The sequence below is a fragment of the Corallincola spongiicola genome, from assembly GCF_004284785.1.
In the GTDB taxonomy this organism is placed as follows: domain Bacteria; phylum Pseudomonadota; class Gammaproteobacteria; order Enterobacterales; family Neiellaceae; genus Corallincola; species Corallincola holothuriorum.
Map to the genome: position 1 here is coordinate 101,326 of NZ_SHLY01000005.1, position 24,954 is coordinate 126,279.

Below are 24,954 nucleotides of genomic sequence, written 5' to 3' on the forward strand. Positions count from 1 at the left end.
CATTAAATTGATAGTTAAAAGAACAATATAGATAACGAGGTAGCCATGGAACTGTCACCCAGAGAGAAAGATAAGCTGCTGCTGTTTTCTGCAGCCATGCTGGCAGAGCGCCGGTTAGCACGGGGGTTGAAACTGAATTATCCGGAAGCGATTGCGCTGATCTCATTTGAGGTGATGGAAGGGGCGCGAGATGGACGCAGTGTGGCAGAGCTGATGAGCAGTGGTCGTCATATCCTGACGCGCGAGCAAGTGATGGATGGCATCGCCGAGATGATCCATGACGTTCAGGTGGAAGCCACCTTTCCAGATGGTACCAAGCTGGTGACCATCCATGAGCCGATCCAGTAAGGAGTGAGTCATGAGTCAATCCGTTAGCGGCAAAATGATCCCAGGTGAATATCAACTGAGTGACCAGCCTATCCAGCTGAATGTTGGTCGTAAGACCGTTCAGCTTAAGGTAGTGAATCATGGGGATCGTCCGGTACAGATCGGATCCCACTATCACTTTTATGAAGCCAACCCAGCCCTTGAGTTTGATCGTGAGGTGGCAAAAGGGATGCGTTTGAATATCGCCGCAGGCACAGCAGTGCGTTTTGAGCCAGGGCAGACCCGCACCATTGAGCTGGTTGATATTGCTGGTAAACGAGAGATTTATGGCTTTCGTGGTGATGTGATGGGAGCGCTGTGAAGATGAAGAGATATGCATTGCAGAGGCAAACGGCAGCAAAAGGAGTCGGTCATGAGTGAGATCTCTCGTCAGGCTTACGTCGATATGTATGGCCCCACGGTTGGAGATCGCGTGCGTTTGGCTGATACCGACCTGTTTATTCAAGTAGAAAAAGATTTCACCGTGTACGGCGATGAAGTGAAATTTGGTGGCGGTAAGGTGATCCGTGACGGCATGGGGCAGGGGCAGCTGTGCCGTGATCAGGTGATGGACTTGGTGATCACCAATGCGTTGATCCTTGACCATTGGGGCATCGTTAAAGCCGATGTGGGTGTTAAGGATGGTTGCATTGCCGCCATTGGTAAGGCGGGTAATGCCGATACTCAGGAAGGCGTGACTATTCATATCGGTGCCAGCACCGAAGTGATTGCGGGTGAGGGGCAGATCCTCACCGCAGGCGCGATTGACGCCCATATTCATTTTATCTGTCCGCAACAGATCGAAGAAGCGATGATGTCGGGCACCACCACCATGATTGGTGGCGGCACTGGCCCCGCCACCGGCACCAATGCCACCACCTGCACACCGGGGGCCTGGAACATCGCCCGCATGTTGCAAAGCACCGATGACTTTCCGATGAATTTTGGTTTTCTAGGCAAGGGTAACGCCAGCTTGCCAGAGCCTTTAGCTGAGCAGATAGAAGCGGGCGTATGTGGCTTAAAACTGCATGAAGATTGGGGTACCACACCGGCGGCCATCGACAACTGTTTAAGTGTCGCAGAGCAGTATGATGTGCAGGTGGCTATCCATACTGACACGCTGAATGAGTCGGGCTTTGTCGAAGATACGTTGGCTGCATTTAAAGATCGTACCATCCACACTTATCACACCGAAGGTGCCGGTGGCGGCCATGCGCCGGATATTATCCGTGCCTGTAGTCAGCAAAATGTGCTGCCTTCATCAACCAATCCGACCCGGCCATACACGGTGAATACCGTCGATGAACACCTGGATATGCTGATGGTGTGCCACCATCTGGATCCAAATATTCCAGAAGATGTGGCCTTTGCTGATTCCCGTATTCGTAAAGAGACCATCGCCGCCGAAGATATTCTGCATGACATGGGCGTGTTTTCGATGATCGCATCGGATTCTCAAGCGATGGGCCGCATTGGCGAGGTGATCTGTCGGACCTGGCAGACCGCCCATAAGATGCGCCAGCAACGCGGTTTGCTGCCAGAAGATGAAGCGATTGGCTGTGACAATTTTCGGGCCCGTCGCTATATCGCCAAATACACCATTAACCCGGCGTTGGCCCACGGTATTGCCGATCACGTCGGTTCCATTGAAGTGGGCAAAATGGCGGATCTGGTGCTGTGGAAACCGATGTTTTTTGGCATTAAACCGGCCTTGATTTTGAAGTCAGGGTTTATTGCTGCCGCCCCAATGGGGGATCCCAATGCATCCATTCCGACGCCACAGCCGGTGCATTATCGCTATATGTTTGGCGGCCATGGCAGCGCTGCCGCGAAAACCTCAGTGACTTTTGTCAGTCAGCATGCTGCTGATAACGGTTTAGGTGAGCAGTTAGGCTTGAGACGCCAGTTACTGCCAGTATCGGGAACCCGAACAGTCACCAAAGCTGATATGAAGTTGAACAATGCCTGTCCGAAAGTCGAGGTTGATCCACAAAATTATGAAGTACGCGCCGACGGCGTGCTGCTGACCTGTGAGCCAGCGGCAGAACTGCCATTGGCACAGCGCTACTGTTTGTTTTAGAAGACGGCCTGTTTTATAGAAGGTTTTGGAGAGAGATATGTTGAGAATTATCGCCAAGCATAGTCATCCGGTGGGCGAGTTGTTTGACCAATTGACGCTGCCTTTCTCATTGCGACAGAAAGGACGTTTCCGTGCCAGCTCTGATGTTGGTCATGACGTGGGTGTGTTTCTGCCCCGTGGTGAGGTGTTGATGGAAGGCGACTACTTGGTGACTGAGTGTGGCAAATGTTTCGCCGTGAAAGCGGAAGCGGAACAGGTGGTGGTTGCCAGAACGGATTGCTGGCACACCTTTGCCCGCGCCTGTTATCACTTGGGTAATCGCCATGTACCGCTGCAAGTGGGTGAGCGTTGGATCCGCTTTCAACCTGACCATGTATTGGAGCAGATGGTTGAGTTACTGGGACTGACTGTGACCGCTGAAAAAGCCGGTTTTACGCCAGAAAATGGTGCTTATGCCCAGGGGCTGGGAGGGCACTCCCATGGTCATTCCCACGATGATGATCATAGCCACGACCATAGCCATGAACATCCGGCAGAAACACTGCCAGTGACAGGTCATAGCCACTGATGGCCAGCGCAAACCTGCTGTCGTTACTGCATCTCAGCAGTCCCAGTTTGCCGATCGGTGCGTTTGCCTACAGTCAAGGGCTGGAGTCAGCGGTAGAACTGGGCTGGGTGAAGGATCCTGATAGCCTGCAACAATGGCTGGAGCAGATGATGACCCACGGTCTATCCCATGTGGATATACCTCTGCTGAAGCGCTTGTATATCAGCTGGCAACAGCAGGATCTTAATGCCGTTAGCTACTGGCAGGATGTAGTGATGGCCAATCGAGAAAGCGCTGAACTGCTGAAAGAGGAAACGCAGTTAGGCACTACCTTCTCCCGTTTGATCCATAGCTTGGATCTGGCACCCGAGGGGGGCTTTGCGATACCGGGGGAGCGACTGCCCGGTTACCTGTCGATGTATGCCTATGCCGCGCAGAAGTTGCAGATCCCCTTGGCTGACGCCTTAGCTGGCTGGCTGTGGAGCTGGCTGGAGAATCAAGTGGTGGTGGCATGTAAAACGGTGCCATTGGGGCAGACGGCAGCGCAGAAGATCCTTTTAAAGTTGCACGGCGCGATCCAAACCTGTGTCAGTGAGGGGGAGGCGGTTAGTGATGACGAGATCGGCATGACCTTGCCCGCCTTTGCCATGGTCAGCGCCTGGCACGAACAACAATATTCACGATTATTTAGGAGTTGATATGAGCCAACAATGTTTACGAGTCGGCGTCGGTGGCCCAGTCGGTTCTGGAAAAACCGCGCTGTTGCGCCAACTGTGTAAGGCGATGCGGCAGCACTATGACTTAGCTGTCGTGACCAACGATATCTACACCAAAGAGGATGCCGAGTTTCTATTACGCCATGAAGCGCTGGAAGCCGATCGCATTCTGGGTGTGGAAACGGGCGGTTGTCCTCACACTGCCATTCGTGAAGACGCGTCTATGAATCTGGCCGCCATTGATGAGTTACTGGTGCGTCATCCGAAGTTGGAATTCGTGCTGGTGGAAAGTGGTGGCGATAACCTCAGTGCCACGTTTAGCCCGGAGTTGTCAGATCTAACCTTGTACGTGATTGACGTCTGCGCTGGTGACAAGATCCCCCGTAAAGGAGGCCCCGGTATTACTAAGTCTGATCTGCTGATTATCAACAAAACCGATCTCGCCCCCATGGTGAATGCGTCTTTGGATGTCATGGATCGCGATGCGAAGAAAATGCGTGGCGAACGGCCGTTTGTGTTTACCAACTTAATGCGTGGCGACGGTGTGCAAACCATCATCGATTTTATTATTGAACAGGGCATGTTGACCCCAAAACCGGTGACAGTGGCTGAAACAAAAGCTGAAACAAGTAGTGAAGGAGAGTGTGTATGAAAAGTTTAATCACAAAATATGGTGCGTCTGCCGCAGTGCTATTGTCGGTTTTCTCTTCCGCTCAGGTATTTGCCCATGCGGGGCATGAGCATGTCGCCCACGGCGCGGGTGCAGAATTCAGTGCTGGTTTAATGCACACCATCACCGGCTGGGATCATTTGATCGCGATGGTAGGTTTTGGTCTCTTAATCGCTGCGTTTGTCGGCTCTCAGCGTGTTGGCGCGCTGGTGATGTCAGGCGTGGCGCTGTTATCAGGCTTAGTGGCTGGTAGCCTTGTTTCCGGTATGTTGGCATCGGCATCATTGTTCGAGCAATTGGTTTTGGCGTCAGTATTCGCGCTACCTGTGTTGGCGTTGGTAAGTTGGCGGCAAGCTAAATTTCAACTGTTAGTGTTGTCCGCTATCGTGTTGTTTAGTGCTTGTCATGGCGTGGTGCAGGGGATTGAAGCGCAAATGGTCAGTGCTGGCTTGATGTTTAATCTGGGTTTACTGGTATCAAGTATGTTGCTGCTTTCGTTATCCGCATGGATAGCGGTTGTACTCCGTTCTCTCTCGAATGCAGAAGCTGATGGACAGAAGCAATTTACAAATTGATCCCCAATAGGGGGAAGCAGTGCTTTTGACACGAGAGAATAAAAAGCTGATCTAAACGATCAGCTTTTTTGTGTATATAACAATCAAATCAGTGTCGAGATAGTTGTCATTCTATCCGCAGGTTTTAGAGATGGAGGTCCCATCATTTTGAGTATTATAGCTTTTTAATGATTGGCTCGTTTTTTGCTGACTATATGGTTCATTATTCTTATAAAAAAATACAAAGCTAGGAGTAGAAGTAATGAAGTTAGCTAAAATATTCGGTGTATTGGCATTAAGTGCGGCAGCACACTCAGCGCAGGCTGATGTTATTTGGGATTGGTCTTTTGGTGGCGAAGCCGGCCAATTTGTTACTGACGGTGTCGCTGCAGGCGCAGGTACATTTACCTTGATCGACTTTACCGTCACTAGCAGTGCCGCGGGCGGTACCTTGGGTAGTCTGGTGGGCGGAGATTATCAAGATGGCCAGTTCAGTACGCTACTGGACTACTCTTTTGATTATGATGGTGCAGCTGTTACTGCTTGGAATCATTCGGGTGCTAACACCTTTGATTGGTGGACCTTCGATAGTCTTTCTTCAAATATCAGCTATTTCTTTGGTTGGGATTCAGGGAATATCAATGATGCTGGCAAGGCTGCTTGGTGGACGAGTAATATTGTTGGTAATCACGGTGTGTCGGATGTCACCGTGATGGCGGCTCAATCTGCTGTTCCTGCCCCGGCTGCGCTGACTTTGATGGGATTGGCGCTGGCAGGTTTTGCTGCGGCACGTCGTTACAATAAATAGCGTTGCGTTGGCTTAGTTAAATATAAAGGCGGAGACAGTTCTCCGCTTTTTGCTTTTTATGGGGATAGAAATTAAAAAACCTGCCGGGGATCAGGCCATTGCTTTGAATCGCTCCTGATAGTCAATAAATCCCTTTGTTGATCAAATCTTTGCCTCATCAAGATGGCATTCGCTGAAATTCGCGCTATTTATTATTACTAGTAAATCAAACACTTTACGGACATCTTGCGCATAGCTACCAGTTAAAAGCGGGTGATAAGGGGAAACCATGGATTCGATCGTCACCGAAGGCGTGGCTTGGCAGGCGACTTTGTCCTACCTGCTTATCGCCGTTGGTTTGGCTGCCGTTGTGCTTTTTATACTGGCTCACCGTTACCTGTTGCGCTTATCTATTCGGCAGAATCTGCTCGTCGTTTTTCTTAGTTTCTCTTTTCTGACTATCACAGCTGGCATGCTGGTTGGGTTGTTGCTCGCCGGTATCGAGGAACACAAACTGGTTGAAGCTCGGAAGTACTCGTCTCTGGCGTTAGCGTTGGAGGTAAAACAATCTTCAGATGATTTAACCAGAATGGCGCGCCTTTATGCGGTGACTGGTGACTCGATTTATCGCGACTATTTTCAAGAGATCATAGAGATCCGTGATGGTAAAAAGCCGCACCCGCTAGGGTTTCAGCAATCCTATTGGGATCAGGTGATCGCCGGTACGCTCAGCCAAAACCAAGATGGCGAAACCTACAGTATTGAGCAAAGAATGGAGGCTTTGGGGTTTTCTTTGCAAGAGACTGAAAAACTGGAACAAGCTAAATCTGATTCGGATCGACTCATCGCCATCGAATCTCGGGCGATGAATGCTGCTGTTGGTCTGTTTTTCTATGATGATGGTAAAGAGATGATGCAGGGTGAGCCCGATCTTGAGTTGGCGCGGCAGCTGGTTCATGGTCAAGCATATAATGAAGCCAAAGCTCAGATCATGCGTCGTATCGATGAGTTTTTCTTTCTGGTAGGTAAACGTACGGCCTATGAGTTGCAGCAGATAAATGCCAACAATACGCGGATTGTATGGTTCATCGGGATATTAATTGTTTGCTGTATCGGGCTCTGTATCAGTGCATTTTTCACCCTGAAAAGTAGGGTAGTGAAGCCGCTGACTCAACTTGCGCTAGGTAGCTCGGCGATCAAGCTGGGGGATTACAGCAAGCGCATTGAAATCAGTAACAGGGATGAAATTGGTACCGTGGCCAACATCTACAATGCCATGGCTGAGAGCATTGAAACCCGCACTCTGGAACTGAAGAAGCTGGAGCAAGCGATCAAGTACAGTCCTCTAAGTATTATGATCACCGACAGTCATGGGGTGATTGAATATGTTAACCCTAACTTCACTAAATTAACCGGTTACAGCGCGACAGAGGCGGTCGGTCAAACGCCTCAATTATTGAAAAGTGGTCAAACACCAAAAGCACTTTATCAAACCATGTGGCAGACCCTCATGGAGGGGCAGGTATGGCACGGTGAACTTGTTAATAAGAAGAGAGGGGGCGAGCTATTTTGGGCATCGTTGGCAATTGCGCCAGTGGTTAATGACGCACAGGAGATCACCCACTTTGTTGCGACGACTGATGATATCAGTCAGGAGAAAGAGACTGCACTGACCCTGGAAGAGAACCGTCTGCTGCTAAAAGGGATCCTGGATTATTCACCTGCGGTGGTAAACATCAAGGGGCTTGATGGTCGTTACCTGCTGGTCAATCCCGGCTGGTGTGAGGCGACAGGTATCAGTGAAGAGCAAGCGATCAACCATTCACCTTATGACTACTTGCCGAAAGAGGTCGTTGAACCGCTATTAGCCCATGACAAGGAGGTGATACGCAAGGGGGACGATGTCGCTTTTGAAGAGGAGTTTCCCCATCCCGACGGCACCAAGCATATCTATTTTTCCTATCGCTTTCCGATCCGCAATAGTGAGGGAGAGGTCTTTGCGTTAGGCAGTATCTCTACTGATATTACCGAACTGACCAAGGCGAGAGAGGTGGCTGAAGCTGCGACTAAAGCTAAGTCGGATTTCTTGGCCAATATGTCCCATGAGATCCGCACACCGATGAACGCCATTATTGGTATGTCCCATCTGGCGCTACAAACGGAGCTGAACGTTAAACAGCGCAACTATGTTGAGAAGGTACATCGCTCGGCGGAAGCATTACTTGGCATCATCAATGACATCCTAGATTTCTCAAAAATTGAAGCGGGTAAGATGTCTTTGGAAGCTATCGATTTCCAGCTCGAAGATGTGTTGGATACGTTGGCTAACTTAGTGGGACTGCGCATTGAAGATAAGGGCTTAGAGCTGCTGTTTGATATTCCGGCTGAGATGCCCACGGCGCTGATCGGTGATCCGCTGCGGCTGGGGCAGATATTGGTCAATCTAGGTAACAATGCCGTGAAGTTCACCGAGCACGGAGAGGTGGTGATCTGCGCAGAGTTGCTCAATGAAACCGATGATGAGGTAGAGATTAAGTTTACCGTACGTGATACCGGTATCGGTATGTCGCAGGAGCAGCAACAACGCCTGTTCAAATCTTTTAGTCAGGCGGACAGCTCCACTACGCGTAAATTTGGCGGTACCGGTTTGGGCTTGGCTATTTCTAAAAATCTCACCGAACTGATGCAGGGTGATATCTGGGTTGAAAGCGAGCAGGGCGAGGGCAGCCGTTTTATCTTTACTGCTCGCTTTGGCAAGCAGAGCGAAGCGACGACCGGCAGAGAGCGTGCGCAAACAGTGCTGGGTGATACCCGGGTCTTGGTGGTGGATGACAACGGCTCTGCGCGCCATATTCTTTGCAACATGTTGTCTAGTTTTGGCCTGCGCAATGAAGCGGTCAGCTCTGGCGCCGCGTCGTTGCAAGCGTTGAAAGAGGCGCCAGCCGACGATCCTTTCCACGTGGTGATCATGGACTGGAAGATGCCTGGCATGGATGGTTTTGCTGCGATAGCGGCCATTCAGAACGAGCTGATGCTGACGATACAGCCGCGCATTATTATGGCGACAGCGTATGGCCGTGATGAAGCTCGGGAGCATGCCGACACCACGCATATCAGTAGCGTGATGAGCAAGCCGGTTACCCCATCCTCGCTGCTGGATGCCATTATGGTTGCTATCGGCAAAGAGGTGATTAAAGAGAGCCGCACGGGTTCCCGCCAAGAGGATCTGGAAGCCGCGTTATCAGTATTGCGCGGTGCGCATATCTTGTTGGTTGAAGACAATGAGATGAATCAGGAGTTGGCAGTGGAGTTGTTGCTCTCTAATGGTTTGTCAGTAGAGGTGGCCGATGATGGTCAACAAGCGTTAGATAAACTGGCAAAAGGTCAATTTGACGGCGTATTGATGGATTGTCAGATGCCTGTCATGGATGGCTATGCGGCAACACGAAAATTGCGTGAAAACTCCGCGTGGAAGGAGCTGCCGGTACTTGCTATGACAGCTAATGCGATGGCTGGAGACCGTGAAAAAGTATTGGCCGCGGGGATGAATGATCATATCGCGAAGCCTATCAACGTCCGCGAGATGTTTGCCATCATGGCGAAGTGGATCAAACCCTCAGCAAACATCGCTCCGTTGACTGACACGCCTAAGGCGGTTGCTGCACCGGTATCTGCAGAGTTGCCTGACTTTCCCGGTATCGATAAACAAGCTGGGTTGGCTGTGACTCAGGGAAATCAGCAGCTGTATCTGAAACTGCTGAATAAATTTCTTAGTGGCCAACAAGGGTTTGAGCAACAGTTCCTGCTCGCCCGACAAGACAGTGACGCTGATGCGCCAGAGCGTGCTGCTCATACCTTGAAAGGTACGGCGGCCAGTATTGGGGCGTTGGCGGTGGCAGAGCAGGCGCGGCTGTTAGAGCAGGCCTGTCAGGAGCAGCAAAGTGATGAGATCGTCGCTGAATTGCTTGCTGCCGTGATAGTGGAGTTGGCGCCAGTGATCGCTGGTTTGAGCTTGCATTTGGTTAAGCCTGAGACAGAGGTGGCGGTCAGCGAACCGTTAGATATGGCGCAGCTTACCCCACTGATCGCGCAGATGCGGATATTGTTGGATGAGTGCAATACCGATGCCGCTGAACTGTTGACGGCAGTGGAACGCGTGCCAGGAATTGCTGCGCATAAGGGGGCGTTAGAAAGGCTTAGTCAGGCGATATCAGATTACGAATTTGATGATGCTATCGAGGCGCTTGCTATGTTGGAAGAGCAACCTTGATCTTCCTTGCCCGTTAGTGGAGGGAGCATGCTAGGATAGCTGCAGGGCTGGAGCGCCTGCGTGTCACTGCTACTTGAGTGACCAAGAATTTAAGGGACACTGTCTGTTGATGTGGTTGTAAACGCGAAGAGGTTGTTCTTGTTGTATCGTGTGCTGTTTTTTGCGTTGTTTTCTCTGTTTTTATCCGTTCAAGCTCTGGCCGATGAGTACAGTTTTTCTCAGGCGAAACGCCAATTAAAGTCTCTCTATGCTGGCCAGCTAGAGCCCACTTCCTTTTATTGTGGCTGTCGTTTTCAAACGCAGGGTAAGAAGCTCATTCCAGATCTCACGAGCTGCGGCTATCAAGTGCGTAAAGAGAAGAAGCGCGCTAGCCGTATCGAGTGGGAGCATATCGTGCCAGCGTGGGAATATGGTCATCAAAAGCAATGTTGGCAAAATGGTGGTCGTAAAAATTGTGGCAAGCGCAGTACTGCGTTTAAGGCGTTTGAAGGGGATATGCATAACCTGGTGCCCGCCATTGGCGAAGTTAATGGCAACCGCAGTAATTTCCGCTTTGGGGTGGTCACCTCATCAAAATATGGCAGCTATGGCCAATGCCCGATGAAGGTCGATTTTAAGCAGCGGGTTGCTGAGCCGCCACAACGCGCGCGAGGCTGGATCGCGCGTATCTACTTTTATATGGCTGACAAGCACGGGGTAAAGCTCAGCAGTAAGCAGCGTAAGCTATTTCAAGCCTGGGATAAGCAGTTTCCCCCTACAGACAGTGAATGTCAGCATCAACAGGCTGTGGCGGCGTTACAGGGAGATATAAACCGGTATACGGCAGATAAATGTTAGGTGTTAGCCCGATTTAGGGTGGTGGGACTCTTTTAGCTGGTTGTCGGTCGGGCAAGCAACATTTCCTGGCAGCGCGTTTGATCTTCTGCAGGGTTTACCTGTTAGTTTTTCTACTGTGTTGAAAATACGCGCTAAAATTAAGCAAAAGATGGTTCCAAGCGAAGGGAGTCGGATGCCTAAACGCGCTCAACAACTGAGCCAAACCCACACCTCTAAACGATTACGCAGAGCGGCTCGATTTGAGCTCGCCATCGGTGTCGTTGTCGTTGTTGCCCTGACTTTTACAACGACCTATTTTGAATTCGAATTGGTAGAGGCGTTGTATGAATTTACCCGATCGCATGAGTCCTGGGACCTCGATGAGCTCCTACTGGCACTGCTGTGGATCGGTATGGTTGCTGTTGTCTATGGCGTTCGCCGGATGGCTGATATTAAGCGTTTGAATCGCGAAATATCCATTAATGCTTATTACGATCCCATCACTGATTTACCCAATCGCGCGTTAGCCATTGAGCGTTTGAACCAGATGCTATCCAGCGCTAAACGCCGTCAGCATTCTGTGGGCGTCTTGTTTCTTGATTTCGACAATTTCAAAGTGGTGAATGATACCTATGGTCACGCGCAAGGCGATATGCTGATCAAAAGCGTGGGGGATCGTTTGCTATCGCAAATGCGTCAAGAGGATACGGTAGCTAGGTTAGGTGGTGATGAATTTGTGATACTACTCGACTTGAGTGACTCTGATTACAACATCCTGCATACCGTCAGACGGATCATTGATTCACAACGGATCCCTCACATCGTTGCAGAGCATGAAATCATGCTCAATTATAGTATTGGCATAGCGGTGTATCCCGAGGATGGCGATGCCCCAGATGCATTGCTAAGAGCTGCGGATGCTGCCATGTATAAGGCCAAGGATGAGGGCAAAGGCCAGTTTCATCTCTATTCTGACGATATTGGTGAAGCGCTAGAGCAGCGCTATCGTTTGGAGAGTGGCTTAAAGCAAGCAATCGTCGCTAACGAGTTCTATTTGGTGTTTCAGCCCCAAGTGGATCTGAAAACAGGGGAAGTGATTGGCTTTGAAGCGTTATTACGCTGGTTGCATGACGATGAACTAATCCCGCCAGGGGTCTTTATTGAGGTGGCAGAAGAGACCCGTTTAATTGAAACGATTGGACACTGGGTATTAGATCGCGCGATACAAGAAGTTAAGCCCTGGCTTATCGGTGACAGAGTCATCGCAGTTAATATCTCGCCTAAACAATTGCAACGCAGTGACTTTGTTCGCTCTGTGCAGATAGCGATCGAACAGCACGGCATAAAGCCAACCAGTCTAGAGCTTGAAATTACCGAGACCGCGTTACTCACGGACTTTGAGAACAGTGCGCAAAAACTTGCTGCACTGCAGGAGATGGGCGTCAAAATCGCCATTGATGATTTTGGTACGGGATACTCATCCCTTGGCCGGCTTAAAGACCTGCATGTTGACAAGCTGAAGATTGATCGAAGTTTCGTGGTTAGTTCAGATGCACGGAATACCAACCAGAAGATTATTCAGGCGACACTCTCATTAGCTGAAAACTTGGGGTTGCGAGTGATCGCCGAAGGCGTTGAAACACAAGAGCAAGTAGAGATGCTGCAACAGATGCATTGCCATCAAATGCAAGGGTACTATTTCGCTAAACCTGTGCCTGCAGCGGAAATAAGTGGTCTGGATTGCTTTGCGGAAAAACAATCTATTGCACCACTAAGCCAATAGATTGGTTGCCTGCTAACTATCACCACCAGCCTTTTTTATTGATGCATATCTCGAGTTGCTGTGAAGGGTAGTGCTGACACAGCTTCCACTCCTCAGAGTGTTCGAGTTGGATGACTAGATCACTAAACTCCAGTTCGGGTTGAATATCTGCATGTTCAGTGATGTATATACTGTCCGCTATTCGGGGCATGCTGTAGTTGGTTAACGGCTTATTGTTCTGGGAAATGGCCACATAGAACTGTGGTTTCAACGCCAAGTGGTAGGCGACTACAGCCAATAACGCAGCAAGCCCCAACATAAACAGCGGCGGGCTAAAATAGCCGCCTAGGCGAACCCCCAGCAAAGCGGCCAACCCAATTAGAGTCACTCCGCCGGCAATCCCCGATAGCACAGCAATAATGATCTCTAGCCACATAGTGATTTGTAAACGCCTCCGCTTCAGTGACACCCCTGATGGCCGAAAATATGAGTGCGGTAGCCCTTCGGATGGAGCAGCTTTTATAGCTTACCACCGCCTTGCTGTGAAACATTCAATCTCGGTAAATTCGCTAGCTATCACAGATTAAACTTTTGTTACTTAGTTGTACTAACTTGGTTAAGTTTTAGCTAAACTTCTTAATGCCATACAGAATGTAGGTATATACGTGGGAGTTTATCAATGCCAACACCATTTCAGCCTGGAGATAATCTACCCACCAGCAGTAAAAAAAGTTACGTTATTCTCTCCCTTTGCTTTGTTGCGTTCGGTGCCGCGATCGCCATTTTGACCTCACTTATCAATTACCAATTACAGTTTTCAAATATTGATGAAGAGGTGCAGCGTCGATTCGTTATCGAAAGAAAAAACAAGGTAGAAGATCTGAGCCAAACGGTGCAATCGTTGGAAGTGATTGTCCGAGCGTTAGCTGAAAACCCATTGACCCAGGCATTCATCGACGACCCCAACAGTGCAACCCGTACCGCGGCGAAACATCTTTTCCTTGCCTCTGCCCACTCTCACCGTGGCTTTATGCAGGTACGGTTTATTGATGCCAATGGTTTTGAACGTATTCGCGTTGACCGAAGCAAAGATGGCCAGCAGGTCGACGTTGTTGCTGATGATAAAATGCAAAACAAGCGTAATCGCTATTATTTTACCGAAACGGCTCAGCTGCCTGCTCGTCAGTTTTGGCACTCGAAACTAGATCTGAATGTGGAGAATGGCGAGATAGAGCGACCCGTTCGGCCCACCTATCGTGTATCCACTCCGATTTTTTCCAATAACCAGTTCGCCGGTATGGTGATCATTAACGCTGAGGCTGAGCAGATGCTCAGTCAGCTGGTCTATTCCAATGATTTCGATATTTTTCTTATTGATGGTGACGGTGAGATCCTGTTTCATCGCGATGCTGCGCTGGCCTGGAGCCGTTATCTGCCGGGAAAAGAATCTTTCAAGCGGGTGATGCCTGATGTCGCTGCTGAGATTTTGGTCAGTCCTAACGCTGCAGTCGGGAATGTACAGAGCTTTAGTATCGATGAGTACTACCGCAGTGGAGAGCGCTTGCAGGTGGTGATGATACCCAAACTTGAGGCTGTAGAGCAGTTGCAAAGCGGGAACATGACGGCGGCGACCGTGATCGCAGCCATCGTGGTATTAATTTCGTTCCCACTGTCATGGCTTGCGGCCATGTTTCCTGCGCGTTTGCAGTCAGAGTTACGCAGTGCGCTTGATGCTCTGCATCGAACCAACGAAGTGTTAGATCGCTACGTTATCAGTTCGACGACCAATACAGATGGTGTTATCACCAATGTCAGCTCGGCATTTAGTGAAAAGTGTGGCTATGCCTTGTGGGAACTTGAGGGAAAGAGCCATAACGTCGTACGTCATCCGGAAACGCCCGAAAGCCGGTATCAAGATCTTTGGGGTACCATCCGTTCCGGCAAAACCTGGCGGGGCGAACTGCATAATCGGAAGAAGTCAGGAGAAGATTTCTGGATCGACAGTGTCATTAGTCCAGAGTATGACGCCGACGGCCAGCTAACGGGGTATACCCAGATATCTCAGGATATTAATGACCGAAAAGCGATTGAAAAGCTGTTGGTGACCGACGTCCTCACGCAGGTGCACAATCGCCGTAAATTGGATGAAGTGTTAGCGACTGAGATGGAGCGCTTTAAGCGCTATCAGCAGACTTTCTCAGTGATTATCCTCGACTTGGATCATTTTAAACAGGTTAATGACAATTTTGGTCATCAGGCGGGAGATGCCGTGTTAACCCGTGTCGCTGAACTGATGAAGGAGACAGTCCGTAAGGCTGATTGTGTTGGGCGCTGGGGTGGCGAAGAGTTTATGGTGGTCAGTGCCGGGACGACCTTGAATGGGGCTGCTAGCCTTGCTGAAAAGTTGCGGCAACAATTACTCAGCCTAGGCTTCGATTATCCGATAAAAGTGACTGCTAGCTTCGGCGTCGCCCAGTGTCAGGTTGGTGAGGCACTCAATCAACTCATAAAGCGCGCAGATCAGGCGCTATACCATGCCAAAGAAACCGGTAGAAACAGGGTCGTTTCTGCGCAGGAAGATAGCTGATGCTTCAGGAGTAAGTGCGCCGATAGTGCACTTACTTGGCTCCATCACCTGGTTCTGCCGTTAACGACTAAGCTTAAAAACGTCTATTTAGCATACAATCTTATTCGACATAGCCGTCGCAAATCTCTATAGTGCGCACCCTCTCGCAGCACACTTCTCGCAATTTTGTGCGTTATGCCCGATACCGCCTTCTATCAAGGATATTCCTTTTGATCACCACCGCTAACATCACCATGCAGTTTGGTGCTGAGCCTCTGTTTGAAAATATCTCCGCCAAGTTTGGTAATGGCAATCGCTACGGCCTGATTGGCGCCAATGGTTGCGGTAAATCGACTTTCATGAAGATCCTAAGCGGTGAGTTAACCGCTACCTCGGGCAATGTTTCGATAACGCCAGGACTCACAGTCGGTACGCTTAGCCAGGATCAATTCGCCTTTGAAGAGTACAGCGTAGTGGATGCGGTGATCATGGGCGATGTGGCTTTATGGAAAGTGAAACAGGCGCGTGATGCCATCTATAGCAAGCTCGAAATGAGTGAAGAAGATGGCATGGCGGTGGCAGAGTTGGAGACCCAGTTTGCTGAAATGGATGGCTATACCGCAGAAAGCCGGGCGGGTGAGATCCTGTTGCAAGCCGGGATTGAGGAGGAGCTGCATTTTGGCTTGATGAGTCAGATCGCACCAGGCCGCAAGTTGCGCGTTTTACTGGCGCAGTCACTGTTCGCTAATCCTGATCTGTTGTTGCTGGATGAACCAACCAATAACCTGGATATTCATACCATCAATTGGTTAGCTACCGTGCTGAATCAGCGTAAGTGCACCATGATCATTATTTCCCACGATCGCCACTTCCTGAACTCAGTCTGTACTCACATGGCTGATATTGATTATGGTGAGTTGCGCATCTATCCGGGTAACTACGAAGCATTTACCGCGGCTTCTAGTTTGATCCGCGAGCAATTGCATGCGTCGAACGCAAAGAAGAGTGCCGAGCTGGAGGAGTTGCAACAGTTCGTTAATCGTTTCTCTGCGAACGCATCCAAAGCCAAACAGGCGAGTTCTCGGGCTAAAAAGATGGATAAAATTCAGTTGGATGAAGTGAAATCATCCAGTCGTGTTTCACCATCGCTGCAGTTTAAGCAGCATAAGAAATTGCATCGTCAGGCATTGGTGCTGGAAAACTTCGGTCACGGTTTTGAGCAGCAAGCGTTGTTCAATAACGGCGATGTGATCCTGGAAGCTGGGGCGCGTTTGGCGATTATCGGTGAGAATGGCGCCGGTAAAACCACGTTCTTACGTTGCCTTGTTGATGAGCTGCAAGCCAATGTCGGCGAAATTAAGTGGTCAGAAAACGCCGTTATTGGCTACTGCCCGCAAGACAGCAGTGCAGATTTTGACAACGATTTAACACTGTTTGAGTGGATGTCGCAGTGGCGTACGCCGAAACATGATGACTTAATGGTGCGGGGCATGCTGGGGCGCTTATTGTTCACTGCCGATGATGCCAACAAGAAAGCACGTGTTTGCTCCGGTGGTGAGAAGAACCGCCTGCTATTTGGCAAACTGATGATGATGGACACCAATGTCTTGATCATGGACGAGCCAACCAACCACCTGGATATGGAAGCGATTGAAGCTTTGAATTCGGCGTTAGCTGGTTATGAAGGCACACTGATCTTTGTTAGCCATGACCGTGAATTTGTTTCGTCACTGGCAACGCGGGTGATCGAGATTAAAGATCAGCAGGTGATCGATTTCCAGGGCAGCTACAACGAGTATTTAGCCAGTCAGCAACAAGCACTGAAAGTAGCCTGAGACCTATGATGGCGGCCACCGCTTTTGCCAGGTAGCAAAGTGGTGGTAGCGCTTTTCAGATAACAAGATGTCTATTTGCTCGCTTATATGGGATGGTAGCACTCATACCTGTCTAGATAGCGGTCAATATGTTGTCTCTCCTCCGTTTTGCCAGCCAAGGGATAGGTCAGGATCTTACGGTTATTCGACGCTTATTAAGCCGTCGATGAGTAATCTCCTGTGGAAAGAGAAGTGGAAGCGTAACGACATAGGCTTTCACCAAGCGGTTAGCCATCATTTACTGCGCCGCTTTTTATCCCAGCTGAACCTGCCCGCGAATGAAAAGATCCTGGTGCCGTTATGCGGCAAAAGCCATGACATGGATCTGCTCGCCGATCTCGGCTATCGAGTGATGGGCGTCGAATTGAGCAGGATCGCCATCAAGGCCTACTTCGAATCCCGGCAGGTGAAACCCAGCCGCGAGAAAAGAGGACGCTTTATTATCTGGCGTGCGAGCAATATTGAGATCTGGTGTGGCGATGTTTTTGATCTGACCGCTAATGATTTGCATGGCATTCGCACGCTTTATGATTGCACATCGCTGACGGCGTTTGCCGCCGAGCTGCGCCCCCGTTATATCGAACACTTTCAACAAACCTTAGCGCAACCCACTCAGATACTGCTGATGACAACAGAATCAGCAGATGAAGCGGTGAGCAATTCTGCCTTAATGGTAGATGCAGAGATAGCAGCGCTATACCAAGCCCATTACCAAGTGGAGCTGCTGTATGGCCAACATAGTCTGCTCTATGATCCTGAAGATCCGTCAGCGCCGAAAAGTATGATGGATGAGAAGGTCTACCTGATGAGTAGCCACACCTCTGGTTAGGTGATTTCGGTTGAGCAATCGATCGATGCTCTAACCCACGGGTTAATCACCCGATAGCTGCTACATTTACTAACTCTCATAAATCAGATTTCGTCGTTGACGAAAGAAAGGGGTGTGTATGTTGGGTGAAAGCCATTCTCTCGGTCATGATTTTCCTAAATACCAAGATCTCATAGCAAAACTTATTGAAAGTGATGAATCTTTTGCGAAAGAGAATAAGAATTACAACGCCTTAGATAAAAAGATACGGGTACTCGAACTGAATGGTGCGCCGATTGATGACCTGGCGATGCAACAACTTAAACATGAGAGAGCGGAGATGAAAGACCAGCTATACCAGCGTCTGGTTGCAGCAGAGTAGCTGCCAGCGCATTATTTTATCAGCAGATGCCATAGCTCTTCCGCGAGCGGCGCAGTATCAATCCTGTTTTAAAGACAAAAAAAGGACAAGCCGTGAGGCGTGTCCTTTTTTGTAACTGAGAGGCAGCTTATACAGCTACGATGTTCTCAGCCTGTGGGCCTTTAGGGCCTTGAGTTACGATGAACTCTACCTGTTGGCCTTCAGCTAAGGTTTTGAAACCTGTGCTAGCGATGGCGCTGAAATGAGCGAATACGTCTGGACCATCTTTCTGCTCGATGAAACCGAAACCTTTAGCTTCGTTAAACCACTTTACGGTACCGCTTACTGTGTTAGACATAATAACATCCTGATATTTAAATATATTTGCGCCTATGGAAAGGCAATTTTAGCGAGAAAATAGACTGATACTTAGATACTACAGGGCGAGGAATTACGAATAAAACAACGTCATGGAGAATGTAAACAATAGGCTTTCTTTCGAGCTGCGGGCATAGTACAGAGGCTAAATCTCAAAGTACAGCTGTTTATTTGACCAATAAGCAAATCATTTTTAAAAAATGACGAATAAAGGAATAATTATGGACAGATCAGCATTGGCTACTACTGCCTACATCAGCGTCTGGTTTTCCCTGCCAGACCAGCAATTCCTGATAGCACCGCAATGATGCTCTCTATCCACATACTTTGATCATATCTCAAGTTTGATTGTGCGCGTAAAACTTACCGTTATTAAACAGTTCTTTTAACTTTCGCAACGGACCGCCGCTGGCATCTTTTATCAGTGACTTGGAAGTAAAAATCTGCTGTGATTCAGTGGATAGGTTTTCAAAACCAATGTCACGCAGTTGTTTTACAAGGGTTTTATAAAACTGATGATGATGTGCTGAGATCTCTTCATCTGAATGTGCGGAGCATAGGCAGCCTTTATCGTTGTAGCGTTCTAATTCTTCTAGGGTTTTCAGAAGATTACTTGCTAGCGCCGTTTCATCGCGCTCTTCCGTAGGGGCTTCTGGGATGCCTTCCTTTAATAGAATGTGGAGTCTCTCAAGTACGGGGTCTAATTGCCGTTGTTCAAGGATTGCCTTCCATGAACCATCACCGAACCGCTCTGATCGGTTGCAAGCCATGAAAATACAGCGTATCTGGGACAGTGTGGCTTTCTCGATAGAGGCTAATATGCCTTCTACTTCTGCAGGCCGATATTCAAGTTCAGACAAGGACAGCTGTACCAGCAATCCCATGAAGTCACTTATCTCTGCAGGATAAATTGGGTAAGCGCCGTGATATTTTATGTGTTTTAAGGCGTCTATTGCGGCTTGGTATTTTTCTTCAAGGTGTTGAAGATCGTGGTTGTTCATATTCCATTAATCTCTTGGCTACCAACATGGGTGGATAGGCTGTGTTCTGGGCCACTCTATATATCTGCATGATTTTAGCCCCATTACTAACTCGCCGATTGCGATGAATTTTGAAGAGAACCCTGAGGGGGCGTCGCCAAAATCAGCTGATTGTTAAGTGAATAAACGGTCAGTGCAACATTGATATTGGGGCGATTCGATAAAGCTTTCACCAGCGATTCGTGTAACGGTACATGCTGGTGAAAGGCTTCAAAAGGTCACCTAGTACTTCACTGAACAGCCATAGGGCTTGGTGAGTGGTTGAGCTACTGCTTTGCCTTGGCTGAGATCCGCCATCGCCAGCTGCAGGTAGTTGTCTGCTTTTGGAATATCGGCCGGATCGGCTGATTTGATGCTGTCGATGGCACCCATGTATGCCAGTTTACCTTGTGGTGTGATCACATAGATATGCGGCGTGGTTTTTGCGCCGTAAGCTTTGCCTACGTCACCACTGCTGTCTAAGAGCACGTGGGTTGGGTGGGCATCGCGACTCTTGGTTAACGCCATCGCTTCAGTGGCTGAAACGTTACCCTGCTTGCCGGGTGCCGACGAGATTATCGATAGCCATACCACATCTTCGCCAGTGTATTGCTTCTGCAGAGCCTGCATGTTGCCACTGCCGTAATGCTTTTTCACGAAGGGACAATCATGATTGGTCCATTCCAGGATCACGTATTTTCCTTGGTAGTCCGATAGCTTCACAGTATCGCCGCTGGCACTTGGTAGTGAAAAATCCGGTGCGGCCTGCCCAGATTTAGCGGCAGCGAATGCTAACGAACTGCTCACTAAGGTAGCTATCATCAGGGCGTATTTGCAAAAGCGCGCGAGGGTGATTTTCAACATGTGATTACTCCACTGGTGGTTGTCGGTTTGGTTTCACTTGTACCGCTTGGTTTAACGAATCGATCAAAAGTGTCGGGGTTAGCAGCTGTGGTAACACCTGACTGTTACCCTGCTTATCGTAAAGTACATAAAGGGGGACGCCTGCATGCTGAAATTGATCCAGGTATTGGGTGATATTGGCATCTCTATGGGTCCAGTCACCGACCAGGTAAGCGATACCCAGCTGGTTAAACGCTTCTTTTACTTTGCTATCAGCAAAGGTTATCCGTTCATTTACCTTGCAGGTTAAACACCAATCAGCGGTCATATTGACCAGCACCGCTTGGTTTGATGACAAGCTGTCGCTAAGCCGTTCCGCGCTATAGGCTTGTTCGGGCAGGGCTTGTTCTGATTGCGTTGCCGATAGAGTGAATTGATAGCTAATGCCAGCAGCGAGAAGCAACCCTAGACTCACAACAAAGGTACGGTGCAACTGGCGACGGCGCATCCACACCAACATAGCCACAATCACCCACAGCAGTAGGGTCGCTATCACCGCCAATATTTGATGGTTACTGAGTAGCCAGAGCAACCACACTGATGTCAGCAACAGCGGAAAGGCCATCGCTTGCTTAAAGGTTTCCAGCCAAGGCCCCGGCTTGGGTAACATCGCTGCCAGTCGCGGTAACATGCTGATCGCCCACAATGGCAGGGCAAGGCCAAAGCCCAATGCCAGCATGATTAGGATCATCTCAATGGCGGGCAAGGTCAACGCCGTACCGATGGCGGGTGCCATCAACGGCGTCATGCAGGGACTGGCGACCACCACGGCCAACACGCCAGAAAGAAACGATGCTTGATGGCCGCCACGGCTGATCTGCGCTTGGCCGACTGACATAAAACGTGCGCCCAGTTCAAACACGCCAAACAGCGCCAGTGCCATGGCGAGCATCAAGGACGCCAGTACCGCCAAAAACCAGGGATCTTGCAACTGAAAGCCCCAGCCGATCTGTTGTCCTGAGTATTTCAGTAGCAGCAGTAAGCCACTGAGTAGCAGGAGCGATGCTTGGATCCCTCCGAGATAGAGCCAACCATGCAAGCGGGCTTCGCGTTTCTCTTTGCCCCTTAACTTCATCAGGCTGACCGCCTTAATCGCCAGTACCGGGAAAACACAGGGCATCAGGTTAAGCAGTAAGCCACCGATCAGTGCCATCAGCATCAGGATCAGCAGTGAATGTGCGCCGTTCTGTGCAGATCCTGCGGGTGCGGTAACGGCAGTGTCCGAGGAGGCTGGCCAGTCCCCTGCGGTTGCGCTGAACCGCAGGCGCTTATTATCCGGTGTGATCAATAACCAAGCGGTTTGTTTGGGAAGGGCAGTGAAGTAATCGTTTAGCGCCAGACTGGCCACCAGCATGTCGCCCTGTTGCTGCCAACGGGGCAATGCCGAAGCCTGTACTAAGGACTCTTGTTCGACAAACAGATCGCTGCCAGCCAGCATGGCCAATGATAAATCTGCTGATGCTTGCTGCAACGCGCTGCTGGTAATCGCCAACTGCAGCGTTCGTTGTTCAGCCTCTGCGGAGAGAACTCTGGTGTGTGCCGTCAGTGACAAGGGTGTTGCTGTTTGGCTTCTGGCTTGGCCAAAGGCTGCGGCAAACTCTGTCGGCAGCGGAATGTTGCCGTCCGGTTTTGCTAGCGTCATCTGGAGCGTCGCATTGCCGGGAATACAGCTCTCTTTGCACACTAGCCAGCTCACGTCAGCGTGGATATTGATCTCACGACTCTCTGCGCTGGGCTCGCCGGTCAGTGGCACCAACAGTAGGGTTTCTTCTTCAAAACCTAGGTTAATGATCCCCGCCGCTTCAATCCGCTCAGGCGTTGGCCAAACAATATCACCCGCCTCGACGCCGTCTGGTAACGTCCAATTGATCCGTGTCGGTAAACCCGACTCTCCGGGGTTAACCCAGTAGGTATGCCAATGGTGCTCAGGCCGCAAGACCACCGCCACCCAGTTGGGGGTATCCTGCTGCCAATGACTGAATTCACTGACCAGCTGGACTTCGATATGGGGATGTTGTTGTGGTTCTGAGGCGGCATGAGCACTGCTTAATGCCAACGCGTTGATAACAACAACGAATAGGAACAACCATCTGCTCATCTGTTAGGTACTCTCATTAATCATCTCTATGGGCAATCTGTTGCAGTGCTCAGTGTAGCGCTGACCACTTACCGCTGACTATACGATCCAGACCGATAAAGCGTTCATTTTGTTTCAAGGACGAAACAGTGAACTTGAGAGCACTAGAATGATAGAGGTGCATATGTTTTGGAGATGGAATAAGCCGATCTCCGCGGGCGCATTAAACACTACAGGTTGAGGGCTACTGCATGGTAACTGGGAGAACGATGGTTTTACGTAGAAAATCATCACTTATGTCGCTGCCGCAGAGGGGGCTAGCCACATAATCTATTCATTTATTTATCACTCTTAGTATCGTTTCAGCACAAAGCATGGAGATGTTTTTGTACAAGGCTAAGGCGATAGCAGGTTCATTTTTTTCAAAGAAAGCAATATGTTCAAATTGCAACGATAGCATTTTTACTGGTTCAAGCACGCGGGCTTTGACCCCCGGGCTGCGTTTGAAAAGTAAACCAAATATACCGACAAAATAGGATTGGTAAGATTCCATCACCAATGATTCCGCTGCGCCTCGCTCTTGCCGGTAATAACCGACTTTACCCGAGAGAATGAGGCTTAGCCTGTCAAAGCAAACACCATCTGAAATCAATATCTCACCCGCTGGTATCTCTTCAATTACCGCGTATTTTGCCAACACAACATGTTGCCGGTGGCTTAGGTCTTTGAAGACAGCCAATGAATGCAGCAGATCTATCATTTCGTTTTGTGTCATCGTGACTTTGCCCGAGTTTCTGTTGGCTCGTTATGAAGCTAGAAAACGTTGCTATGTCAAAAGCATAGCCTAATATCTCGCGACAATAATCGGAGTGAAGCAGCATTCTGTTTCGATGGTCGAGTATTGCTTTCTTAACTAGGTTGGACGATGCACTCTAATTGCCCAATCGCAGTGATATAGATCTCGTTGGTTGCACCGTTTGGGGGCGGTGGTTTATCTGTTTTGAACTCTATTTTATTTAATTAACTGTTTTATAGGTGTTTTATTGATTGGCACAGCATTTGTATTAGTATTTGCAGCAGAAGAGTTGATGGCGTTGTTTGCCTTTACTGTTCCGACAATTTGGAAAATAGTTGGCTAGGGTTCCGGCTTGCCTTGCAAGTGTCTGGTCCGAGAGCGAACGACCTCTTTCGAGGTTACACGGCGGGATAAAAGCCCGGGAGGATGAACCGAAGGCAGTGATGCCGTCGTCACCTTCTGCGCAAATAAAAAACGCCAATACGAAAGGGGTACGCTCAATGAAAATCAAAGCCACGGCACTCGCGCTATTACTGCTCGCATCTCCCGCTTCATTCGCTAAAGACAACTTCAAGATCTGTTGGTCCATCTACGTTGGCTGGATGCCTTGGCATTACGGCGAGGCGGAAGGCATCGTCAACAAATGGGCGGACAAATATGACATCGAGATCGATGTTGTGCAGATCAACGACTACGTTGAGTCGATCAACCAGTACACCGCAGGCGCCTTTGACGGCTGTACCATGACCAACATGGATGCCCTGACCATTCCCGCCGCTGGCGGTGTTGATTCTACCGCACTGATTGTTGGTGATTTCTCCAACGGCAATGATGGCGTAGTGCTAAAAGAGGGCGCGTCACTGGCCGACATTAAGGGCCAACAGGTGAATCTGGTTGAGCTGTCGGTTTCCCATTATCTATTGGCGCGCGGTTTGTCGACCGTGGGTTTGAGTGAAAAAGATATTAAGGTGGTTAACACCTCTGATGCGGATCTAGTGGCTGCGTTTACGACGAAAGATGTGACCGCGGTGACTACCTGGAACCCGCTGCTGTCTGAGATCACGACCATGCCGAACGCGGCGAAGGTATTTGATTCTTCGCAGATCCCTGGTGAGATCATCGATCTGTTAGTGGTTAACACCGACACCCTGAAAGAAAACCCTGCTTTTGGTAAAGCCTTGGTGGGCGCCTGGTACGAGATCATGGGTGTGATGAGCACTGATGGCGACGTCGGTGAGAAAGCCCGTTACGCCATGGGAGTGGCTTCCGGTACCGACTTGAAAGGTTACGAAGCACAGCTTGCATCTACCAAGATGTTCTACACCCCCGCTTCAGCGGTTGAGTTCACCACCAGTGCACAGTTGAAAGACACCATGAAGTACGTGGCCGAATTCTCATTCGAGCATGGCTTATTGGGTGATGGTGCTGCCGATGCCACGTTTATCGGTATCGAAACCCCTGCTGGTGTTTACGGTGACGCAAGCAATATCCAGTTCCGCTTTGATCCCAGCTACATGCAGATGGCCGCTGAAGGCAAAATCAAACTGTAAGCCATTGGCCCATCGAACTCATCAGGATCTGGGAGAGCCAGCCGGTTCTCCCGC

Annotated in this window: 22 protein-coding genes and 1 riboswitch; of the genes, 16 read left to right on the forward strand and 6 right to left on the reverse strand. The window is 49.6% G+C overall.

The features are described from left to right. Positions 1 to 45 precede the first annotated feature (45 nt). The 11 genes from EXY25_RS14045 to EXY25_RS14095 all read left to right on the forward strand — a co-directional run bounded on the left by EXY25_RS14045 (position 46) and on the right by EXY25_RS14095 (position 12,589). Positions 46 to 348: an urease subunit gamma gene (locus tag EXY25_RS14045; RefSeq protein ID WP_114339494.1), complete on the forward strand. Its 303-nt coding sequence runs from the start codon at positions 46 to 48 to the stop codon at positions 346 to 348. Positions 349 to 382: 34 nt separating this feature from the next. Next, positions 383 to 688 (forward strand): urease subunit beta, encoded by a 306-nt coding sequence (locus EXY25_RS14050; protein WP_130567368.1) that lies wholly within the window; start codon positions 383 to 385, stop codon positions 686 to 688. Positions 689 to 739: 51 nt separating this feature from the next. Further along, positions 740 to 2,446: an urease subunit alpha gene (ureC, locus tag EXY25_RS14055; RefSeq protein WP_130567247.1), complete on the forward strand. Its 1,707-nt coding sequence runs from the start codon at positions 740 to 742 to the stop codon at positions 2,444 to 2,446. Between the two features lie 37 nt (positions 2,447 to 2,483). Further along, positions 2,484 to 3,014, forward strand: a complete 531-nt coding sequence (ureE, locus tag EXY25_RS14060; RefSeq protein ID WP_130567248.1) for an urease accessory protein UreE — start codon at positions 2,484 to 2,486, stop codon at positions 3,012 to 3,014. Then, positions 3,014 to 3,691, forward strand: a complete 678-nt coding sequence (locus EXY25_RS14065) for an urease accessory protein UreF (RefSeq protein ID WP_130567249.1) — start codon at positions 3,014 to 3,016, stop codon at positions 3,689 to 3,691. The genes ureE and EXY25_RS14065 overlap by 1 nt, the downstream gene beginning before the upstream one ends. Position 3,692: 1 nt before the next feature. After that, positions 3,693 to 4,361 carry an urease accessory protein UreG gene (gene ureG, locus EXY25_RS14070; protein ID WP_130567250.1) on the forward strand — a complete coding sequence of 223 codons (669 nt, stop codon included), beginning with the start codon at positions 3,693 to 3,695 and terminating at the stop codon, positions 4,359 to 4,361. Then, positions 4,358 to 4,954 carry a HupE/UreJ family protein gene (locus tag EXY25_RS14075; RefSeq protein ID WP_130567251.1) on the forward strand — a complete coding sequence of 199 codons (597 nt, stop codon included), beginning with the start codon at positions 4,358 to 4,360 and terminating at the stop codon, positions 4,952 to 4,954. The genes ureG and EXY25_RS14075 overlap by 4 nt, the downstream gene beginning before the upstream one ends. 241 nt (positions 4,955 to 5,195) lie before the next feature. Further along, the gene (locus EXY25_RS14080) at positions 5,196 to 5,741 is read left to right on the forward strand and encodes a hypothetical protein (RefSeq protein ID WP_130567252.1); all 546 of its coding nucleotides are present in this window, start codon (positions 5,196 to 5,198) and stop codon (positions 5,739 to 5,741) included. Positions 5,742 to 6,009: 268 nt separating this feature from the next. Next, positions 6,010 to 9,990 (forward strand): response regulator, encoded by a 3,981-nt coding sequence (locus EXY25_RS14085; protein WP_130567253.1) that lies wholly within the window; start codon positions 6,010 to 6,012, stop codon positions 9,988 to 9,990. A gap of 138 nt (positions 9,991 to 10,128) precedes the next feature. After that, complete coding sequence (locus EXY25_RS14090; protein ID WP_130567254.1) at positions 10,129 to 10,827, forward strand: endonuclease; 699 nt, start codon at positions 10,129 to 10,131, stop codon at positions 10,825 to 10,827. A gap of 172 nt (positions 10,828 to 10,999) precedes the next feature. Continuing rightward, positions 11,000 to 12,589: a putative bifunctional diguanylate cyclase/phosphodiesterase gene (locus tag EXY25_RS14095; protein ID WP_165419371.1), complete on the forward strand. Its 1,590-nt coding sequence runs from the start codon at positions 11,000 to 11,002 to the stop codon at positions 12,587 to 12,589. Between the two features lie 19 nt (positions 12,590 to 12,608). On the opposite strand, the gene EXY25_RS14100 is transcribed toward EXY25_RS14095, so the two are convergent. Then, positions 12,609 to 13,004: a hypothetical protein gene (locus EXY25_RS14100; protein ID WP_130567256.1), complete on the reverse strand. Its 396-nt coding sequence runs from the start codon at positions 13,002 to 13,004 to the stop codon at positions 12,609 to 12,611. Between the two features lie 243 nt (positions 13,005 to 13,247). Between EXY25_RS14100 and EXY25_RS14105 the strand changes: the two genes are divergently transcribed. The 4 genes from EXY25_RS14105 to EXY25_RS14120 all read left to right on the forward strand — a co-directional run bounded on the left by EXY25_RS14105 (position 13,248) and on the right by EXY25_RS14120 (position 18,198). Continuing rightward, entirely contained in the window at positions 13,248 to 15,155 is a 1,908-nt protein-coding gene (locus EXY25_RS14105) for a sensor domain-containing diguanylate cyclase (RefSeq protein WP_130567257.1), read from the forward strand. Positions 15,156 to 15,364: 209 nt separating this feature from the next. Next, entirely contained in the window at positions 15,365 to 16,969 is a 1,605-nt protein-coding gene (locus EXY25_RS14110) for an ABC-F family ATPase (RefSeq protein WP_130567258.1), read from the forward strand. 205 nt (positions 16,970 to 17,174) lie between these two features. After that, positions 17,175 to 17,837: a class I SAM-dependent methyltransferase gene (locus tag EXY25_RS14115; protein WP_158538099.1), complete on the forward strand. Its 663-nt coding sequence runs from the start codon at positions 17,175 to 17,177 to the stop codon at positions 17,835 to 17,837. 118 nt (positions 17,838 to 17,955) lie between these two features. After that, a complete protein-coding gene (locus EXY25_RS14120) occupies positions 17,956 to 18,198 on the forward strand; it encodes an HP1242/YdcH family protein (RefSeq protein ID WP_114339508.1) in 243 nt (80 codons plus the stop codon). A gap of 127 nt (positions 18,199 to 18,325) precedes the next feature. On the opposite strand, the gene EXY25_RS14125 is transcribed toward EXY25_RS14120, so the two are convergent. The 5 genes from EXY25_RS14125 to EXY25_RS14145 form a co-directional block, all read right to left on the reverse strand. Next, positions 18,326 to 18,535, reverse strand: a complete 210-nt coding sequence (locus EXY25_RS14125; protein WP_114339509.1) for a cold-shock protein — start codon at positions 18,533 to 18,535, stop codon at positions 18,326 to 18,328. A gap of 358 nt (positions 18,536 to 18,893) precedes the next feature. Beyond that, positions 18,894 to 19,556, reverse strand: a complete 663-nt coding sequence (locus tag EXY25_RS14130; RefSeq protein WP_130567259.1) for a DUF6508 domain-containing protein — start codon at positions 19,554 to 19,556, stop codon at positions 18,894 to 18,896. Positions 19,557 to 19,817: 261 nt separating this feature from the next. Next, the gene (locus tag EXY25_RS14135; protein ID WP_130567260.1) at positions 19,818 to 20,438 is read right to left on the reverse strand and encodes a thioredoxin family protein; all 621 of its coding nucleotides are present in this window, start codon (positions 20,436 to 20,438) and stop codon (positions 19,818 to 19,820) included. Between the two features lie 4 nt (positions 20,439 to 20,442). Next, complete coding sequence (locus tag EXY25_RS14140) at positions 20,443 to 22,575, reverse strand: protein-disulfide reductase DsbD family protein (RefSeq protein ID WP_130567261.1); 2,133 nt, start codon at positions 22,573 to 22,575, stop codon at positions 20,443 to 20,445. Positions 22,576 to 22,888: 313 nt separating this feature from the next. Next, positions 22,889 to 23,329: a cyclic nucleotide-binding domain-containing protein gene (locus EXY25_RS14145; RefSeq protein ID WP_130567262.1), complete on the reverse strand. Its 441-nt coding sequence runs from the start codon at positions 23,327 to 23,329 to the stop codon at positions 22,889 to 22,891. A 349-nt stretch (positions 23,330 to 23,678) separates the two neighbouring features. Beyond that, a riboswitch (guanidine-I (ykkC/yxkD leader) is annotated at positions 23,679 to 23,777 on the forward strand. Positions 23,778 to 23,850: 73 nt separating this feature from the next. On the opposite strand from EXY25_RS14145, the gene EXY25_RS14150 reads away from it, so the two are divergent. Beyond that, entirely contained in the window at positions 23,851 to 24,900 is a 1,050-nt protein-coding gene (locus tag EXY25_RS14150) for a putative urea ABC transporter substrate-binding protein (RefSeq protein WP_205695375.1), read from the forward strand. Positions 24,901 to 24,954: the final 54 nt, after the last annotated feature.

What these genes read in the sequence shown, in the direction of transcription:
- EXY25_RS14045 (WP_114339494.1), top strand. Translation starts at nt 46, where the DNA reads ATGGAACTGTCACCCAGAGAGAAAGATAAGCTGCTGCTGTTTTCTGCA.
- EXY25_RS14050 (WP_130567368.1), top strand. Translation starts at nt 383, where the DNA reads ATGATCCCAGGTGAATATCAACTGAGTGACCAGCCTATCCAGCTGAAT.
- ureC (WP_130567247.1), top strand. Translation starts at nt 740, where the DNA reads ATGAGTGAGATCTCTCGTCAGGCTTACGTCGATATGTATGGCCCCACG.
- ureE (WP_130567248.1), top strand. Translation starts at nt 2,484, where the DNA reads ATGTTGAGAATTATCGCCAAGCATAGTCATCCGGTGGGCGAGTTGTTT.
- EXY25_RS14065 (WP_130567249.1), top strand. Translation starts at nt 3,014, where the DNA reads ATGGCCAGCGCAAACCTGCTGTCGTTACTGCATCTCAGCAGTCCCAGT.
- ureG (WP_130567250.1), top strand. Translation starts at nt 3,693, where the DNA reads ATGAGCCAACAATGTTTACGAGTCGGCGTCGGTGGCCCAGTCGGTTCT.
- EXY25_RS14075 (WP_130567251.1), top strand. Translation starts at nt 4,358, where the DNA reads ATGAAAAGTTTAATCACAAAATATGGTGCGTCTGCCGCAGTGCTATTG.
- EXY25_RS14080 (WP_130567252.1), top strand. Translation starts at nt 5,196, where the DNA reads ATGAAGTTAGCTAAAATATTCGGTGTATTGGCATTAAGTGCGGCAGCA.
- EXY25_RS14085 (WP_130567253.1), top strand. Translation starts at nt 6,010, where the DNA reads ATGGATTCGATCGTCACCGAAGGCGTGGCTTGGCAGGCGACTTTGTCC.
- EXY25_RS14095 (WP_165419371.1), top strand. Translation starts at nt 11,000, where the DNA reads ATGCCTAAACGCGCTCAACAACTGAGCCAAACCCACACCTCTAAACGA.
- EXY25_RS14100 (WP_130567256.1), bottom strand. Translation starts at nt 13,004, where the DNA reads ATGTGGCTAGAGATCATTATTGCTGTGCTATCGGGGATTGCCGGCGGA.
- EXY25_RS14105 (WP_130567257.1), top strand. Translation starts at nt 13,248, where the DNA reads ATGCCAACACCATTTCAGCCTGGAGATAATCTACCCACCAGCAGTAAA.
- EXY25_RS14115 (WP_158538099.1), top strand. Translation starts at nt 17,175, where the DNA reads ATGAGTAATCTCCTGTGGAAAGAGAAGTGGAAGCGTAACGACATAGGC.
- EXY25_RS14120 (WP_114339508.1), top strand. Translation starts at nt 17,956, where the DNA reads ATGTTGGGTGAAAGCCATTCTCTCGGTCATGATTTTCCTAAATACCAA.
- EXY25_RS14125 (WP_114339509.1), bottom strand. Translation starts at nt 18,535, where the DNA reads ATGTCTAACACAGTAAGCGGTACCGTAAAGTGGTTTAACGAAGCTAAA.
- EXY25_RS14130 (WP_130567259.1), bottom strand. Translation starts at nt 19,556, where the DNA reads ATGAACAACCACGATCTTCAACACCTTGAAGAAAAATACCAAGCCGCA.
- EXY25_RS14135 (WP_130567260.1), bottom strand. Translation starts at nt 20,438, where the DNA reads ATGTTGAAAATCACCCTCGCGCGCTTTTGCAAATACGCCCTGATGATA.
- EXY25_RS14140 (WP_130567261.1), bottom strand. Translation starts at nt 22,575, where the DNA reads ATGAGCAGATGGTTGTTCCTATTCGTTGTTGTTATCAACGCGTTGGCA.
- EXY25_RS14145 (WP_130567262.1), bottom strand. Translation starts at nt 23,329, where the DNA reads ATGACACAAAACGAAATGATAGATCTGCTGCATTCATTGGCTGTCTTC.
- EXY25_RS14150 (WP_205695375.1), top strand. Translation starts at nt 23,851, where the DNA reads ATGAAAATCAAAGCCACGGCACTCGCGCTATTACTGCTCGCATCTCCC.